The organism is Microcystis sp. M090S1 (assembly GCF_020246295.1).
GTDB lineage: Bacteria > Cyanobacteriota > Cyanobacteriia > Cyanobacteriales > Microcystaceae > Microcystis > Microcystis aeruginosa.
Genome location: NZ_JADBTF010000332.1, coordinates 1 through 15,475, shown reverse-complemented (window position 1 = coordinate 15,475; position 15,475 = coordinate 1). Strand labels below are relative to the sequence as shown.

Annotated in this window: 16 protein-coding genes; 7 read left to right on the top strand and 9 right to left on the bottom strand. The window is 44.0% G+C overall.

Features of this window, described 5'->3' with window-relative positions; genetic code table 11:
• Positions 1–79, bottom strand: a 79-nt coding sequence (locus IM477_RS14730) for a helix-turn-helix domain-containing protein (RefSeq protein ID WP_286826865.1), incomplete at its 3' end; no start/stop codon positions are given.
• A gap of 90 nt (positions 80–169) precedes the next feature.
• On the opposite strand from IM477_RS14730, the gene IM477_RS14725 reads away from it, so the two are divergent.
• The 3 genes from IM477_RS14725 (at position 170) to IM477_RS14715 (ending at position 3,680) form a co-directional block, all read left to right on the top strand.
• Positions 170–913 (top strand): DUF561 domain-containing protein, encoded by a 744-nt coding sequence (locus IM477_RS14725; RefSeq protein WP_287732337.1) that lies wholly within the window; start codon positions 170–172, stop codon positions 911–913.
• Positions 914–1,208: 295 nt separating this feature from the next.
• On the top strand, positions 1,209–2,468 hold the full coding sequence (locus IM477_RS14720) for a dihydrolipoamide acetyltransferase family protein (protein WP_287732336.1): 1,260 nt from the start codon (positions 1,209–1,211) through the stop codon (positions 2,466–2,468).
• Positions 2,469–2,732: 264 nt separating this feature from the next.
• Positions 2,733–3,680: a PRC-barrel domain-containing protein gene (locus IM477_RS14715; RefSeq protein ID WP_287107799.1), complete on the top strand. Its 948-nt coding sequence runs from the start codon at positions 2,733–2,735 to the stop codon at positions 3,678–3,680.
• 152 nt (positions 3,681–3,832) lie between these two features.
• Here IM477_RS14715 and IM477_RS14710 read toward each other — a convergent pair whose 3' ends face one another.
• The 8 genes from IM477_RS14710 to IM477_RS14675 all read right to left on the bottom strand — a co-directional run bounded on the left by IM477_RS14710 (position 3,833) and on the right by IM477_RS14675 (position 10,246).
• The gene (locus tag IM477_RS14710) at positions 3,833–4,060 is read right to left on the bottom strand and encodes a type II toxin-antitoxin system HicA family toxin (RefSeq protein WP_149987308.1); all 228 of its coding nucleotides are present in this window, start codon (positions 4,058–4,060) and stop codon (positions 3,833–3,835) included.
• On the bottom strand, positions 4,053–4,262 hold the full coding sequence (locus tag IM477_RS14705; protein WP_002734849.1) for a type II toxin-antitoxin system HicB family antitoxin: 210 nt from the start codon (positions 4,260–4,262) through the stop codon (positions 4,053–4,055). Before IM477_RS14705 ends, IM477_RS14710 begins: the two co-directional genes overlap by 8 nt.
• A 216-nt stretch (positions 4,263–4,478) precedes the next feature.
• Positions 4,479–4,754, bottom strand: a complete 276-nt coding sequence (locus tag IM477_RS14700) for a hypothetical protein (protein WP_002734920.1) — start codon at positions 4,752–4,754, stop codon at positions 4,479–4,481.
• Positions 4,755–5,001: 247 nt separating this feature from the next.
• On the bottom strand, positions 5,002–5,994 hold the full coding sequence (locus IM477_RS14695) for a hypothetical protein (protein ID WP_287732333.1): 993 nt from the start codon (positions 5,992–5,994) through the stop codon (positions 5,002–5,004).
• Positions 5,995–5,997: 3 nt separating this feature from the next.
• Positions 5,998–6,471: a hypothetical protein gene (locus IM477_RS14690; RefSeq protein ID WP_287732331.1), complete on the bottom strand. Its 474-nt coding sequence runs from the start codon at positions 6,469–6,471 to the stop codon at positions 5,998–6,000.
• A gap of 1,334 nt (positions 6,472–7,805) precedes the next feature.
• The gene (locus tag IM477_RS14685) at positions 7,806–8,075 is read right to left on the bottom strand and encodes a ParE family toxin-like protein (RefSeq protein ID WP_061430403.1); all 270 of its coding nucleotides are present in this window, start codon (positions 8,073–8,075) and stop codon (positions 7,806–7,808) included.
• Positions 8,072–8,290 carry a hypothetical protein gene (locus tag IM477_RS14680; RefSeq protein WP_061430404.1) on the bottom strand — a complete coding sequence of 73 codons (219 nt, stop codon included), beginning with the start codon at positions 8,288–8,290 and terminating at the stop codon, positions 8,072–8,074. Before IM477_RS14680 ends, IM477_RS14685 begins: the two co-directional genes overlap by 4 nt.
• A 720-nt stretch (positions 8,291–9,010) precedes the next feature.
• Complete coding sequence (locus IM477_RS14675) at positions 9,011–10,246, bottom strand: glycoside hydrolase family 75 protein (RefSeq protein WP_287732329.1); 1,236 nt, start codon at positions 10,244–10,246, stop codon at positions 9,011–9,013.
• 499 nt (positions 10,247–10,745) lie between these two features.
• Between IM477_RS14675 and IM477_RS14670 the strand changes: the two genes are divergently transcribed.
• The 4 genes from IM477_RS14670 to IM477_RS23395 all read left to right on the top strand — a co-directional run bounded on the left by IM477_RS14670 (position 10,746) and on the right by IM477_RS23395 (position 15,052).
• Positions 10,746–13,211, top strand: coding sequence for an ATP-dependent Clp protease ATP-binding subunit (locus tag IM477_RS14670; RefSeq protein WP_002732350.1), 2,466 nt, complete (start codon positions 10,746–10,748; stop codon positions 13,209–13,211).
• 75 nt (positions 13,212–13,286) lie between these two features.
• Positions 13,287–13,586 carry a hypothetical protein gene (locus IM477_RS14665; protein WP_287732328.1) on the top strand — a complete coding sequence of 100 codons (300 nt, stop codon included), beginning with the start codon at positions 13,287–13,289 and terminating at the stop codon, positions 13,584–13,586.
• A 122-nt stretch (positions 13,587–13,708) separates the two neighbouring features.
• Positions 13,709–14,425: a glycosyltransferase family 39 protein gene (locus IM477_RS23400; protein ID WP_287732327.1), complete on the top strand. Its 717-nt coding sequence runs from the start codon at positions 13,709–13,711 to the stop codon at positions 14,423–14,425.
• Positions 14,426–14,440: 15 nt separating this feature from the next.
• On the top strand, positions 14,441–15,052 hold the full coding sequence (locus IM477_RS23395) for a hypothetical protein (protein WP_287732326.1): 612 nt from the start codon (positions 14,441–14,443) through the stop codon (positions 15,050–15,052).
• The last annotated feature ends 423 nt before the right edge of the window (positions 15,053–15,475 follow it).

Below are 15,475 nucleotides of genomic sequence, written 5' to 3'. Positions count from 1 at the left end.
TTACACAGCCCAAAGTGCGCCGCAATAGCGACTCTTGTTCGGGTGTGGGGTAAAATCGAAACGAGTAGGCTTTTTCCATACCTCACATTTTAGCATATATTTCGTAAATGTGCTAATATTTAACAGTAAAGCCGTCGTAGAACGACGGGGTTTCAGACCCAAATTTTCGATGATCAATTTTACCTTACAGCAAGCCTTCGCCCGTCGTCATGCCCTGAAAGTGATCAGTGGGTTAAATAATTTTGATCGCTCGCAGGTTCTCTCAGTAGTTAAAGCCGCTACAGCCGGAGGAGCAACTTTTGTCGATATTGCCGCTAATGCTGACCTAATTCGGGCGGTAAAAGCCTTGACAAATTTACCCGTGTGTGTATCGGCCGTCGAGCCAGAATTGTTGGTGATGGCAGTGGCGGCCGGGGCCGATTTAATTGAGATCGGTAATTTCGATAGTTTTTATGCTCAAGGACGCATTTTTGAGGCGGCGGAAGTTTTAGCCCTAACCCGTCAAACTCGCGACTTACTGCCCGAAATTACCCTGTCTGTGACAGTTCCCCATCTGCTGCCCCTCGATGAACAGGTGAGACTAGCGGAAGCTTTAGTTAGTCAGGGTGCTGACATTATTCAAACCGAAGGCGGCACTAGCAGTCAACCCCGTCACGCCGGTATTTTGGGACTGATTGAAAAAGCTGCCCCGACTTTAGCGGCAGCCCACGCTATTTCCCACGCGGTGAAGGTTCCCGTCCTCTGCGCTTCCGGTTTATCGATTGTCACCGCCCCTATGGCGATCGCTGTTGGAGCGGCCGGTATCGGTGTTGGTTCGGCGATCAATCAATTGGATAATGAAGTGGCTATGGTGGCAGCTGTGCGCGGTTTAGTCGAATCTCTGCAAGCACAACCGGTCCATATTGGCAACTAGAACAATTTTTGTCTAGATACGACGGAGAAGGGGCTGTTTTCCCTTCTCTTTTTCCCTTTGTAATCAGTTATCAGGAGGCGGTCGGCAGGAGTCAGGAGTCAGTATTCAGGAGATAGGGTGATAGGGTTTTGGGGTGATAGGGTGATGAGACAGCTTCCCTATTTCCCTATTTCCCTATTTCCCCACTTCCCCACTTCCCCACTTCCCCACTTCCCCACTTCCCCACACCCCCAACCCCATCAACTGTGGTAAAATGCCCTATGGCTCAAAACATTAGAGATAGAAGCACTCCACCATGATTCGAGATATCTTCATGCCCGCGCTCAGTTCCACCATGACCGAAGGAAAAATAGTTTCTTGGGTGAAGTCCCCCGGGGAAAAAGTCAGCAAAGGGGAAACGGTGTTAGTGGTCGAATCCGACAAAGCCGACATGGACGTGGAATCGTTTTATGATGGCTATCTCGCTGTAATTTTAGTCGAAGCCGGCCAGGAAGCACCCGTGGGGGAAGCGATCGCCTATATTGCCGAAACTGAAGCAGAAATTGAACTGGCCAAAGCTCAGGGAAAAACCGCCGCATCCGCCCCTAGCAAGCCCGTAGAGACCCCAGAAATCGCTCCGCCTCCCGTTTCGATCCCCGTCGCCGCCGTTAAAGATAATGGCCGTTTAGTTGCCTCTCCCAGGGCCAAAAAACTGGCTAAAGAATTAAAGGTAGATCTGAAAACCCTAGTGGGTAGCGGTCCCCACGGACGAATTACCGCCGAAGACGTAGAAAAAGCGACAGGAAAAGTCAGCACCGCCCCCGCTCCCGTCATTACTCCCCCGCAACCCGTCAGCGTGCCTGTAGCGGCTCCTAAAGCCCCGATTCCGGCCAGCGCTCCGGTCGGTCGGACTGTTCCCCTCACCACTCTGCAAAAAGCCGTCGCTCAGAATATGTCGGTTAGCCTACAGGTTCCCACCTTCCAAGTGGGCTACACTATCACCACTGACCCACTGGATCAACTCTATCAACAGCTAAAATCCAAGGGTGTCACCATGACGGCCCTGTTAGCAAAAGCAGTAGCCAACACCCTCGCTAAACATCCGATCGTTAATGCCTGCTATAGCGACGCAGGAATCCAATACCACGGGGCGATTAACGTGGCTGTAGCCGTAGCTATGCCCGATGGTGGCTTAATTACGCCGGTTTTGCGCTCTGCTAACCAGATGGATATCTATTCCCTCTCCCGCAGTTGGAAAGATTTAGTCGATCGCGCCCGCAGCAAACAACTGCAGCCGGAAGAATACAATAGCGGTACTTTTACCATTTCTAATCTGGGAATGTTCGGAGTCGATCGCTTTACCGCTATCTTACCCCCCAACCAAGGTGCGATCCTAGCCGTGGGTGCTTCCCGTCCCCAAATCGTCGTCAATAAAGATGGTTTATTCGGAGTGCAAAAACAGATGACAGTTAATCTCACCAGTGACCACCGAGTCATCTACGGGGCCGATGCAGCCTCCTTCCTGCAAGACTTAGCTAAACTGATCGAAACTGAGGTGCAGTCTTTAACTATGTAATCAGAATCTAGACAGCAGGAGCCAAGGGAGTTTCTCTCTAGCTCCTGCTTTGTTGTTACTAAAAAAATGTAAAGAATTAGCTAAAATGGGTTTAACCTTATCTATCACCCGAAACTATCGCCCAAACAAGGCCAAAAAAAGTGTTAATCTCAGGGAACTTTAAGATCTAAGCCAATATCGGTAAATTAACCCTCGATCTCGCCCTATATATTAAGCCTACAATAACTCGTATTCCCACGACCTAACGCCTACCCATAGGAAAAAATGATCACAGAGAATAGTCGCTTACGTTCAGAATTTTTAAATACACAGGTTATCACTCGCAATACAGGCAAAAAACTCGGCGTTGTTAAAGATATCCTAGTAGATATCGATCAACGAGAAGTGGTTGCCCTGGGACTCCGCGATAATATCCTCTCCTTGTCGGGAATGCCTCAATATATGTATTTATCGAGCATCAGTCAGACGGGAGACGTGGTTCTCGTTGAAGATGATAACGTCTTGGAATCCGTCGATATCGATGCTTATACTCCCTTAATCGGTAGTGAAGTGATCACGGAAACCGGCGAACCTTTAGGCAAAGTCCGCGATTATCAATTTGATCCCCTTAGTGGTCAATTACATTCCATTGTCATCGCTTCCCTGGGATTGCCTCTGATCCCCGAACAATTGATCAGTACCTACGAAATTGCCATTGAAGAAGTGGTTAGCAGCGGTCCGAATCGCTTAATTGTCTTTGAAGGGGCCGAAGAACGTCTCACGCAGGTTAGTGTGGGGGTTTTGGAACGTTTGGGTATTGGTCGTCCCCCCTGGGAAAGAGAAGAGGAAGAAGCTTATTATACTCCCGCTGCTCGCCCGGAAAATCAGTTAGGTACGGGCATTCCCCTCCGCACTCCCGTTGAGGCCGCTAAACCCGTTGAAGAACGCTGGAGTGAAGACGAATGGGAAAAAGAACCCCTGCGCGCCACTCCCCCACCGCAAAAACGGGCCGAAGCTCGTTATTATGAGGAAGAATACGAGGAAGAAGAAGATAACTGGGGAGAAGCGCGCTCAGAACGCACAGAAAGCTTTTCTCGTCCTCAGTACGACGATTACGAAGATAAGGCCGAGGATGATATGTGGGATGATGACGTGGAACCGGATTACAATCCTCCCCGCATCAATATCACCGAGAAGAAAAAAGAAAGAATCCCCGAATACGAAGACGGTTAATTCTTGATCATCCCCCTATCCATTAGCTACATCTTTCTTAACATAAAATTTGACAAAAAAAGAAAAGTGTGCTATGTGGCTCAAGGGGGTTCTCTGGGGGGACTAAATACTTTTTTTTTGGTATCACTTCGAGTGCAGTGATTTGTCAGACTTTACAGATGTTCAATGAACTCTTCAACTGTGACTTGGGCTTGTTTCAGAATTCCACTTAATGTACCAACCTTCAATTCCTGATGTACAGGGACAACACAACCAATTTTGCCCTCTTCGGTTTCTTTCTTCATCACAACATGGCTACCTGTTTGACGAACTTGCTCGAAGCCTAAGCGTTCAAGAGATCTAACTGCCTCCCGACTAGAGATTCGTGGCAGCTTAGGCATAACTAACCTCAATACTGGTCACAAATCTAGGGGATGTTTCTGGTAAGGTAAATTCCTCTAGGTAAAGCCGTGTGGCTTCTTTCAATCCAGCAATCGCCTGCTCAATTGTTTCTCCTTGATCTACTGTACCAACTTCTGGACATTCAGCAATGTACATATTATCTTCTTTGTACAAAATAACAGTAAAGATGCGATTTTTCATGGTGTCTTATCATCTCTGGCTTACTCTGAAAATCATAACATAACTGTTTCCTAATCGTTTGGTTAGAAAATAGTTAGGTTTCCTGATCATTGACCCAACTCACGCTTTTTGAAAAACTCTATAAGATATTAAGTTATTAGTAATTAATCCAATATTGTCCCACCTTCCTAGAATTGAGTGAGAAGATTGTGCAAAAACAAGCGTAGAGTTGATTAATCATTGAAACAAATTTGCCCCAATCAAACCGACTCGATGAACTGCTCGATGTCCGATTCTTACGAACCAAATTTGAGCATAGGTCAATCGGGCTAAAAGTTGATCGGAAGCTGTGAGGCTGTCTTTTGCTACTTCAAAAGCCCCTGTTTCAATATCTATGGCTACAATCTTCCCATGATTGCCTTCCTCGACTTGGGGGCGCACCTGAGATTGATAAATCTCATTACCACGTCGGGCGAATTCTTCTTTGCTGTAGCGGAGTTGATTAACTGTCATTGTCCTGACCCCGTTGCAACTTTTGCCCCTCTATTTTAACCTAAACATTGGCAATCTTCGCTAACATTCCCCAACTAGGCCCACAAGGGCGGCATTGCATTTAGACTCACAGCTTCAATCAATGTGCATGGTGCGTTCCCCAAAATCGATCGCTGGAGCGGTAGAAGTTGCCTTAGGGAACGCACCCTACAAGATTGCGCTCTGCTACGCAGTGCCTTTGGCATCGCACTACCGAATCACCACCAAATCAATCATAAAGACGCTTTGATAATGTAAGGAACACTGCTAATGCCATGCCATTTAGAAAAATTATCGCTGCAACATTGTGAAACCATAAACCTGAAAAAACACCTAAACCGATGCTTGTGCCTCCTATGAAAGACAAGAATAAATACACTTTTTGTTCTGAGAAATACTCTTGAAGTGCTTGAGAATATGAGAATGCTTCTACTAATTTGTAATGAAAAAAGCTAAAAGGTAATAGAACAATAATTGTAAAGAATACAGACTGAAAGAAACGTGGAAAGAACACTTCTGGTACTTTGAAGGTGAAAAAAAACACTGCTGTAAAAGTGGCAGCAACTACAAAGTTAACTACATTGAAAATTTTTGAGCTTATCAAATAGTTCTTAATCAATAAAGTAAATGTTAAGGAGGCTAGGATCACGAAGTTGATTGAGCCAATCCATTGCCACGTTTGGAGTCTATGCTGAGTGTTCGTCTCCTCCCAAACTTTGGGATATAGTTCTTGATACTTCTGTTGTTTGAGCATTTCGCGCTCAGCAAACTTATTAAACTGCCCTAAAATACTCTGCTGTGACTCACTCGGTTGGTACGGTGTTTGTTGTTCAGCCATCACCGTCGCAGTATTATAGGTTTGATAAGACAGAGATACATGGACTGCAAGCCAGGTAGAATTATAAGCAACTATAGCTAAAATAGTGCAAACAAAAATTATAAACAGCTTTTTGTTTTTGAGGGGTATCCTATGTATCGTATAAACGTAACTAGGACTTTTAGGTACAGATGATATACTCGGAGGTGTTTCTAGGGCAGCTATCTGATGTCTAATTTCATCTAGTTGTTGCTGAGACTTCTCAATCTCCTTCTTAAGTTCAAACTTAACTCCTGGGCTAGAAGCTGTGTGAACCTGAATCCGGAAGTCCGTTAACTTCTCGGATAATAGTTTCTCTTCTTCTTTCAAGTTTTTTAATTCAGTTTCTTTATCTGAAGGTGACATTTCTTATCTCCGAATAAGCCTTTTAAGTGCCATCCAAGTCTTATACATATACCCTTCTGTTTCTACTTCTAATTCATAAGAAGCTATCATAGGAATTAAAGGAATAACCACTTTAAGCTTACCTGATGCTGTCTTCTCTTGCTTCAGTTTTAACTGAATATCTTGCAGAAGGTAAATCAGTTGAGAGGACAGCTCGCTCTTAGGTATCGTGGATATAGATGAGATAGAAGACTCTATTTTCAACAGCTGACCGTTTGCCTCCTCTTCTGAAAAGTGAATTCTCTCCTCCGGATAAATACGCCAGTACTCGGCTTCATAGCTACGAATACTTGGTAGGATTTCTTTCTTGATTCTTTGTTTCAACTCGAACTGAATGTTTGGGCTTGCAGAAGTAATTAACTCCTTTTGAAAAGCACTCAATTTTTCATATAGCAGATCTAAAATCTCTTCTAGTTCATTAAGTCTGTAATCGTTCATTGGTTAACTCGTAAATAATGTTGACTTCAACAAGGTAAAACAGTCATCTTGCATAACTCTTTTTAATAACTAAGTATTAAAATTTTTAGGGAAATTCAGCAGTTGCCATGACACTAATTTTATCTTATCAGGATTATTCAGAAGGACTGTCTCACAGGTAACCCAGCAACACAACTACATATTATACGAAAACTTTTTGCATAACAGTCTCCAGAGCAACGATATGGGTCAACTTTCTGTATATCACCCCGTTTTATAACATAAAATACTAATTTGTCAATAGGTAGTAATATTTAATCTGCTTATACTTCGAGTTTTGACCTGAAAATGGGCGATCAATAGAGCAGCAATTATTGTAGTTGGGTTGACCCAAGGAAACCCAACAAAGAGTGACCTTTGGGGGGGTTGGGTTGCGCTTTTTCAAGCGAATTGAGCTATTTTCGCCCCAGTCTTGTTTCGATCAACCCAACCTACGCGGCTTAGACTCACAGTTTCAATCAATGTGCATGGTGCGTTCCCAAAAATCGATCGCTGGAGCGGTAGAAGTTGCATTAGGGAACGCACCCTACAAGATTGCGCTCTGCTACGCAGTGCCTTTGGCATCGCACTATCGTACCCCGAATGAGGTATTCTATGAAGGTAGATCAGACATTGATGCAATTCAGACTTGAATCGGCCATGTTTCCTGATCATTGACCCAACTCAAAAATAGCAATCGAACTATAGCGTTTCTCACACCTGTGTGGCACAGTTAAACCTTTGCTGATTAAGCTTTTCACCATCGACAATGTACCTCTTGCCAACAGGAAACGCTATATCTTTTTTTGTAATATCCAAGGTCTCCTAGTCTCTCATTGTCAGAGTAACATTGCATTTCATTGCTTTTAATCAAAATACAAGACTCTTTAAGTTGATTGAAGATCCTAATGACCCCATTAGAATTAATTTTATATTTTGCTACATACTTTTGACCTCCTCCAGTTCGATTACCATTATTGTCAAATCGTAACGTCCAAATACTTGACCATCTTTTTGAAAAACTCTATAAGATATTAAGTTATTAGTACTTAATCCAATATTGTCCCACCTTCCTAGAATTGAGTGAGAAGATTGTGCAAAAACAAGCGTAGAGTCGATATAGAGAATGGAAAATATTAAAGCAAAATAAAGTTTTTCTATCCTGAACTTTAACTTTGATGGTCTAATTAACATCTTTTATCCTCAATTTGTCCGAAAATTCTGTCTAACGTTCGCAATCACCCGCCGCCAATAACCTCTCGGATAAACTCATACTTTGATACGGTCGGGTTCATGTGGTTTGTTAGCTGGCGTTTCTACAACTGATCAAGGAGCAGATCATATTCCGCATGAGAACCGACCCAGAACCAGATTACTGTGTCATCTTCTAATTGCCCAACAGCACGGTAATCTCTGTTGATGCGTGCAGAGTAGATGGGTAATTTTGGATGAACTTTCTTGAATCGCAAACTGGGGTAGCTTGGCTCTTGCTTGAATTGTCGATATGCTTTGCGCGTCTGCTCTTGAACTAACTCTGGAAGATCAGCAAACAGTTTACGAAATTGGGCAGTGGTGCGAGATTTCACAATGTTTCTGGATCGAGTTCTTGAGTTTTGCCTGCTCGGTATTCTGTCATTGCTTCGGCTGCCAATTTAGCCAACAAATCTGGAGAACGAGCAAATGACTCATCCCATCGCTGGTCATCTTCGAGTTCTTCTAGAATTAAGGTTGCGATTGCGTCTTGCTTATCGGTTGGCAAGGCTTTCAATCGGGCAATCACCTGATCAAGTTGCTCAGTCATATTGGAATCCACTTATCTAAAGGAGATACCCTCAATTATCGCTTACCCAATCAAGGTCAAGCAGCATTCAAGGCTGTGAATTTACATTATCCGAAGGACGAAAAACCAGACCAACCACACCAGCAATTAAACCACCAGCAGCACCACAGATCGGTGCTGCTGGTGCTGCGACAACACTTGTAGTACAGGTGAATGCGCCAATAGTAGCTCCGCCTGCTGCGCCAGCCACAGCCCCCAACTCGGTTCAACTGTAACTATAGTGTCTGAGCCATCAGAAGATATTCGTCTTCCAATGGATACTCTTGAAAGACCATCAAGGGGGCTAGAAGGGATGGGGATGGGGATGGGAATAACTTCCGCGACCGTCGAAACGTCAAATCTCTTTAAAAACTGAGGTGCTGCGTATGTAAAACCAGTATTGAATACAAGGTTGGGTTGACCCAAGGAAACCCAACAAAGAGTAGCCTTTGGGGTGGTTGGGTTTCGCTTTTTCAAGCGAATTGAGCTATTTTCGCCCCAGTCTTGTTTCGCTCAACCCAACCCACGAGGCTTAGACTCACAGTTTCAATCAATGAGCATGGTGCGTTCCCCAAAATCGATCGCTGAAGCGGTAGAAGTTGTTTTAGGGAACGCACCCTACAAAATTGCGATCGCACTGGATTTACATATAGTCCGCTGCAACACGGTGTTATACCCAATCACCTATCCGATCCGTAAATGTTATGGCATTCTTAATGCAAATCTCCAACGTCCACAGCCATTGCCAACTAAAGAACGCTTTGCTAACCCAAATACTTGATTATGAAGAACATGGGCATTTTCATTATCAATGTAATCTACAAAACAATAGACATGATCGAGGTCAGTGCTACTTGGCCCACTTACACAGATGTCTCCTGGCTTCAAACTATCCATAGAGGTAATTTTTGTCCAGTTATGACTTAATGCCCACTCAACAAATTGATCTACATTGACTGATGGAAGGGTATCTAGTGTAGGATGAGGTAGTTCGCATAAATGCAGACAACTAACTTGATGAGCAACGCAACCATTTGTTACAGCATTAGTTGACCATTGTGTTGGAATATTATCAATAAACCATCGTTCAACTTCACGTCGAACAGCTTGATAGTTATTTTTAAAGAAAGTCACAAATTTCTGAGCAGAATCGGGGCGATTCGCTGTGAAATCTGGACAATCTGGAATAGGTTTATTCGCTGCAACTAAAGCTGTATGAGCATTAGGAAAAGCCTGAAGAAACCCGATTAATGATTCCTTGGTTGTATAAAAACGTGTGTATTTTGCTTCTGGGCCTGCATAAGCAGTAATGGCGGGGTTTCCATTCTCTGAACGGTTAAATTCTAGCCAAGTGATAGAGTTCTGAACCTCTGATGGATTTGGTGGTGTGGTTTCTCCAAATAAAGTTTTGCCGTAGGCTTGAATTGTTTCAAAGTTTAGCGTTTGAGCAAGGTTTGATGATTCGGGAATGACCTCATAGGTTACGCCATGAGGAATCCCTGAAACAATTTTTGTATGTCCATTATTCCAAGGATTATGGCCTAGTGCTTCGACGGTTGCAATAGAAGCCTCTCCAATAATTTCATCAGGGCCAACATCAGCGTAAATAGCATAGACAGTCTTATTTTTGTAAGAGACTTTGGCAATATCGCCAAGTTTACAGCTTACATTGGTTACTTCTTTCCAGTTTCCTGGTAAGACATAGTAAGGAATGATTCTTGCATTGACATATTTATTGTCACCTTTCCAGCCATTGTCTCTGCCCAGAGCCGTTTGAAGTTGACCTGTGTCATCTATTTGGTCAGCATCGGGGCTACCATCAGCGTCTGTATCAGCATCAGCAGTGATAAGGACGTGACCGTTATCTAAAACAACAACAGCAGGATTCGAAGAATCATCTCCACCGTTTTTCCATGAATGGTTAATAACTCTTGACATAGAACCTCTCTTCGATGTGTTGACTAAATTTCTGAGGTGTTAGGGTTATAACTACATATTATAGGTCAACTTTCTGTATAACAGTCTCCAGAGCAACGATATGGGTCAACTTTCTGTATATCACCCCGAGATACAACATATATACTCATTTGTCAATAGGTAGTAATATTTAATCTGCTTATACTTCGAGTTTTGATCTGAAAATGGGCGGTCAATAAGTCAAGCGATCGAGGGATGGGGATGACCACGACCCTAGGGGATTATGCAACGGTGAACAACTTATCAGCAGGTTTCCAGGGGGCTAAAACCATAATCCGGGAGATTCCGGGCATCTCCGCAAGTCAGCTGAGACCGATTGACCCCAGAAAAAATCTTCAGAGCTACAACCACTATAACTAATAGCCGCTCCCCAATAACTGATCACTGAAAGAGGGCTAAACTAAAAAGGCGTGCTAAAATCAGCATATCTAGGGTCGCTTGTGTAGGTGATGGATAGGCTATGTTTGAAAGATTTACGGAAAAAGCCATTAAAGTAATCATGCTCGCCCAAGAAGAAGCCCGCCGCCTTGGCCATAACTTCGTGGGAACAGAGCAGATTTTACTAGGACTAATTGGAGAGGGAACGGGAGTTGCCGCCAAAGTCCTCAAGTCCATGGGTGTCAATCTCAAAGATGCGCGCGTGGAGGTGGAGAAAATCATCGGTCGCGGTTCCGGATTCGTAGCCGTGGAAATTCCCTTCACCCCGAGAGCCAAACGAGTTTTAGAACTCTCCCTCGAAGAAGCCCGTCAACTGGGCCATAACTATATTGGCACAGAACATCTCCTTTTAGGACTAATTCGCGAAGGGGAAGGTGTGGCCGCTAGGGTTCTGGAAAATCTCGGCGTGGATCTCTCGAAAGTTCGCACCCAAGTGATCAGAATGTTAGGGGAAACCGCCGAAGTGGCCGCCGGTTCATCTTCCCAAGGTCGCACCAAAACCCCCACTCTTGACGAATTCGGTTCCAATCTCACCCAAATGGCCAGCGAGGGTAAACTCGATCCCGTGGTCGGCCGACAAAAGGAAATCGAGCGCGTTATCCAAATTCTCGGTCGTCGTACCAAAAATAACCCCGTCCTGATCGGGGAACCGGGGGTAGGTAAAACAGCGATCGCAGAAGGATTGGCCCAACGCATCGCTAACAAGGATATTCCCGACATTCTCGAAGAAAAACGGGTTGTCACCCTCGATATCGGCTTGCTAGTGGCGGGAACCAAGTATCGCGGCGAATTTGAGGAACGCCTCAAAAAAATCATGGACGAAATTCGCCAAGCGGGTAACGTCGTCCTTGTTATCGATGAAGTTCATACTCTCATCGGTGCCGGGGCAGCCGAAGGGGCGATCGATGCGGCCAATATTCTCAAACCGGCTTTGGCCCGGGGAGAACTACAATGTATCGGGGCGACGACCTTGGATGAGTATCGCAAACATATCGAACGGGATGCGGCTCTAGAAAGACGTTTTCAACCGGTTATGGTCGGTGAACCCTCCGTAGAAGAAACGATCGAAATTCTCTACGGTCTCCGGGAACGCTACGAACAGCACCATAAACTAAAAATCTTAGACGAAGCGCTAGAAGCGGCGGCGAAATTGTCCGATCGCTACATTAGTGATCGCTTCTTACCGGACAAGGCGATCGATTTAATCGATGAAGCTGGTTCGAGAGTGCGCTTGATTAATTCCCAATTGCCTCCAGCAGCCAAGGAATTAGATAAAGAACTGCGGCAAATTCTCAAACAAAAAGATGACGCGGTGCGCGGTCAAGACTTCGAGAAAGCTGGGGAATTGCGCGACCGGGAAATGGAAATCAAAACCCAGATCCGGAATCTCGCTTCCACCAAAAAAGGCGAAGATGGCAACGATGAACCCTTTGTGGATGCGGAGGAAATCGCTCACATCGTCGCTTCTTGGACTGGGGTTCCCGTCAATAAACTGACCGAAACCGAATCCGAGAAACTGCTGCACATGGAAGATACCCTGCATCAGCGTCTCATCGGTCAAGAGGACGCAGTAAAAGCGGTGTCTCGTGCCATTCGTCGCGCTCGCGTCGGTCTGAAAAATCCCAACCGTCCCATTGCTTCCTTTATCTTCTCCGGTCCGACGGGGGTGGGTAAAACTGAGTTAACTAAAGCTCTGGCCGCTTATTTCTTTGGTTCCGAAGATGCGATGATCCGTCTCGATATGTCGGAATACATGGAACGGCACACGGTTTCTAAGTTAATCGGTTCACCTCCGGGTTATGTTGGTTACAACGAAGGGGGACAATTAACGGAAGCGGTGCGTCGTCGTCCTTATACGGTGGTGCTATTCGACGAAATCGAAAAAGCTCACCCCGATGTCTTCAATATGCTTCTGCAAATCCTTGAAGATGGACGTTTGACCGATGCCAAAGGTCGCACGGTGGACTTTAAAAATACCCTGTTGATCATGACCTCGAACATCGGTTCTAAAGTCATCGAGAAGGGTGGCGGTGGTTTAGGTTTCGAGTTTGCCGATAATCAAGCCGAAGCCCAGTATAATCGCATTCGATCGCTGGTTAATGAGGAATTAAAACAGTATTTCCGCCCTGAATTCCTCAACCGTCTCGATGAGATTATTGTCTTCCGTCAACTCAATAAGGAAGAAGTCAAGGAAATCGCCGAAATCCTGCTCAAGGATGTGTTTAAACGTCTGACAGAACAAAATATTACTTTGTCTGTTACTGATAAGTTTAAAGAACGCTTGATCGAGGAAGGTTATAATCCGGCCTACGGCGCTCGTCCCTTACGTCGTGCGATTATGCGTCTGTTGGAAGATGTTCTGGCTGAGGAAATTCTCTCCGGACGGGTTTCTGATGGGGATACGGCCATGGTCGATATCGATGAGGAAGGTAAGGTGAAAGTTATTTCGGGGGAAAGACGCGAGTTAATCGCTCCCGTGATCGAATAAATTCTCACTGGAATTAGTTAAATAAAAGGTGGGCTTCTTGCTCACCTTTTCTCGTAAAAATAGGGAAAAAGTGCGATGAAAGTCTGGATTGTGGGTTGTGTTTTGTTATTTTTGTTGGTGGAATTTTATCAGTGGGCAAAGGGTTTTATTTTACCTTTACCTATCTATATTTTTGCCGGAGCTTTATTATCGATCGCTTCTAATTATTCTCAAGATATGAGCAATTTATTTGCTAGAAATGAACAGGTTTATCAAACTGCTAGTTTAAGTGATATTCCTGACATTTTGACGGCAGAAACCGCAATTACCAGCCTAGAAGCGGCAGCTCAGAAGATAGTAAAAAGCGGTGTCGCTGAATCAAGACATGAAGACTAAATTGTGCCTCCTATCCACAAGTTACCTTAGTGCTAGGTTTTAAAAATTGCCGAGAGGACAATTGATACTTAAAATCAGCAACGCCCGATAACTTTTCAAACAGATCCTAAAAATAGATGATCATGAAAACAGTCACAAAAGTAGCTCTTATTGCCCTACTCTGGATAACAATAATCAATCCTGCCAACTTACCTCCAGATACCGATGTTAGGCTAAGAATGGCCCATGCCCTGTGGACAGGAACTGAGGAGGTTTCTTTACCCCCAAATTATCGTCCTTCCTCTCGATTAGACCGTGTTGGTGTTTTAGGAGTAGATGGAAAACGATATGAAGCTTATGATATAGGACAATCCTTATTAATGTTGCCCGCAGATTGGATTGGCACTCAACTCTCTAAAGTTTTTCCTAGTATTAAGCCTTACTTATTACGAGAATTTGCGGTTAGTTTTCTTGTAGTTATCCCTCTAAATGTATTAGTTGTTCTCTCTTGTTATTGGTTACTTAGACTATTTGATTTTCAGGAGAAAATTGCGGCATCTGCCAGCTTGATTTGGTTGCTAGGTACTACCGTTCTCCACTATGCACAAACTTTTCAACAAAATAATCCAGTCCTACTTTGTGTGATTTTAGGTTATGCTTGTGCTTTAGCTTATATTAAAACTAACAAAGTACCTTATGTTTTTTTGAGTGGATTGGCAATCGGAGCAGCTATTATCATTCGCTCGACAACTATCATTTATGCTCTAACAGTTTTTGGGTTTCTAATTAGCTGTCTAATTTATAAAAATTTCAAGCTGAATCAAATCTTTAAGACAGCCATACTCTGGAACTTCGGCTGATTTCCCTTCTTTTTTATGAGTAGATTATTTAATTACTTACGCTTTGGGGATTTTTGGACAACGGGAACATCCTTACTCATGGAGCAAATCCGCAATGGAGCAATCTTTTCAGGGTTGCCAGAATTGCCCCCTAATTATCCTCTCATACACCCTCCCTACGTTGGTATTCTCGGCGTTCTCTTCTCACCAGCTAAAAGTATATTTATTTACGACCCCTTTCTTTTACCGTGTTTAGTATTGGGGATTATTTTATTTAACAAATTAACACCTTATATACGAATATATTTTATTTCCTCAATTTTTGCACTTGTCTTTCATATTATCTTAACCAGCAAACTGGATTTCTGGCATGGAGATGGTTCTTGGGCTGCTCGTTATCACGTTACCTCAGTTCAGCTACTACTTCTTCCCTTAATAGCTTTGCTAATCTTAGAGATGTTATCGGTTAATCGGCTCAAACGATGGTTAATTAGCAGCTTGGTTGTTCTTTCTATTTTGGTTCAATTTGCTTCTCTTGTCTTTGACCCTAGTGTAAATAGTGGTGTGGTCAACTTTGCAGAACCAAAAAGTTTTTTGAGGTTTCGTTTAGGTGAACGTATCGACAGTGTTATAGCGGTAAGCGCTTGAGTGAGATACAGACCAAGCTTTGCCTAGCATGGTTTATAGCTCGTGACACTGTACCTCATACGACTGCACACCGCTATAGTTGCTTAATTGGTCTTTCTCGATCCCAAAGTTGCTTAACTGAGGAAAAGTACAATAAGTCTGATCTCGCTGGTAGAAAGTACAGTAAGTCCGATCTCGCCAGTAGGGTGTATTTCTGGCCTCTTAAATCCAACAAAGCGCAAGGATTGCTCTGGAAGATTTGGGGATTCCTCTTGATCACAGCTTTGATCAGCACTCTACTTTTCCTAGTGGGACTTAAACAAATTTCAAGCCCAAACAAAGCCTAAACTGGCTTTGTAAGCGGCAAACACATCCCGATTCTCGGTCAGCCACTCAAAGAAACGGAAAGACATCGCTGTCCGAAAAGCTTCCAAGGCTTCCACA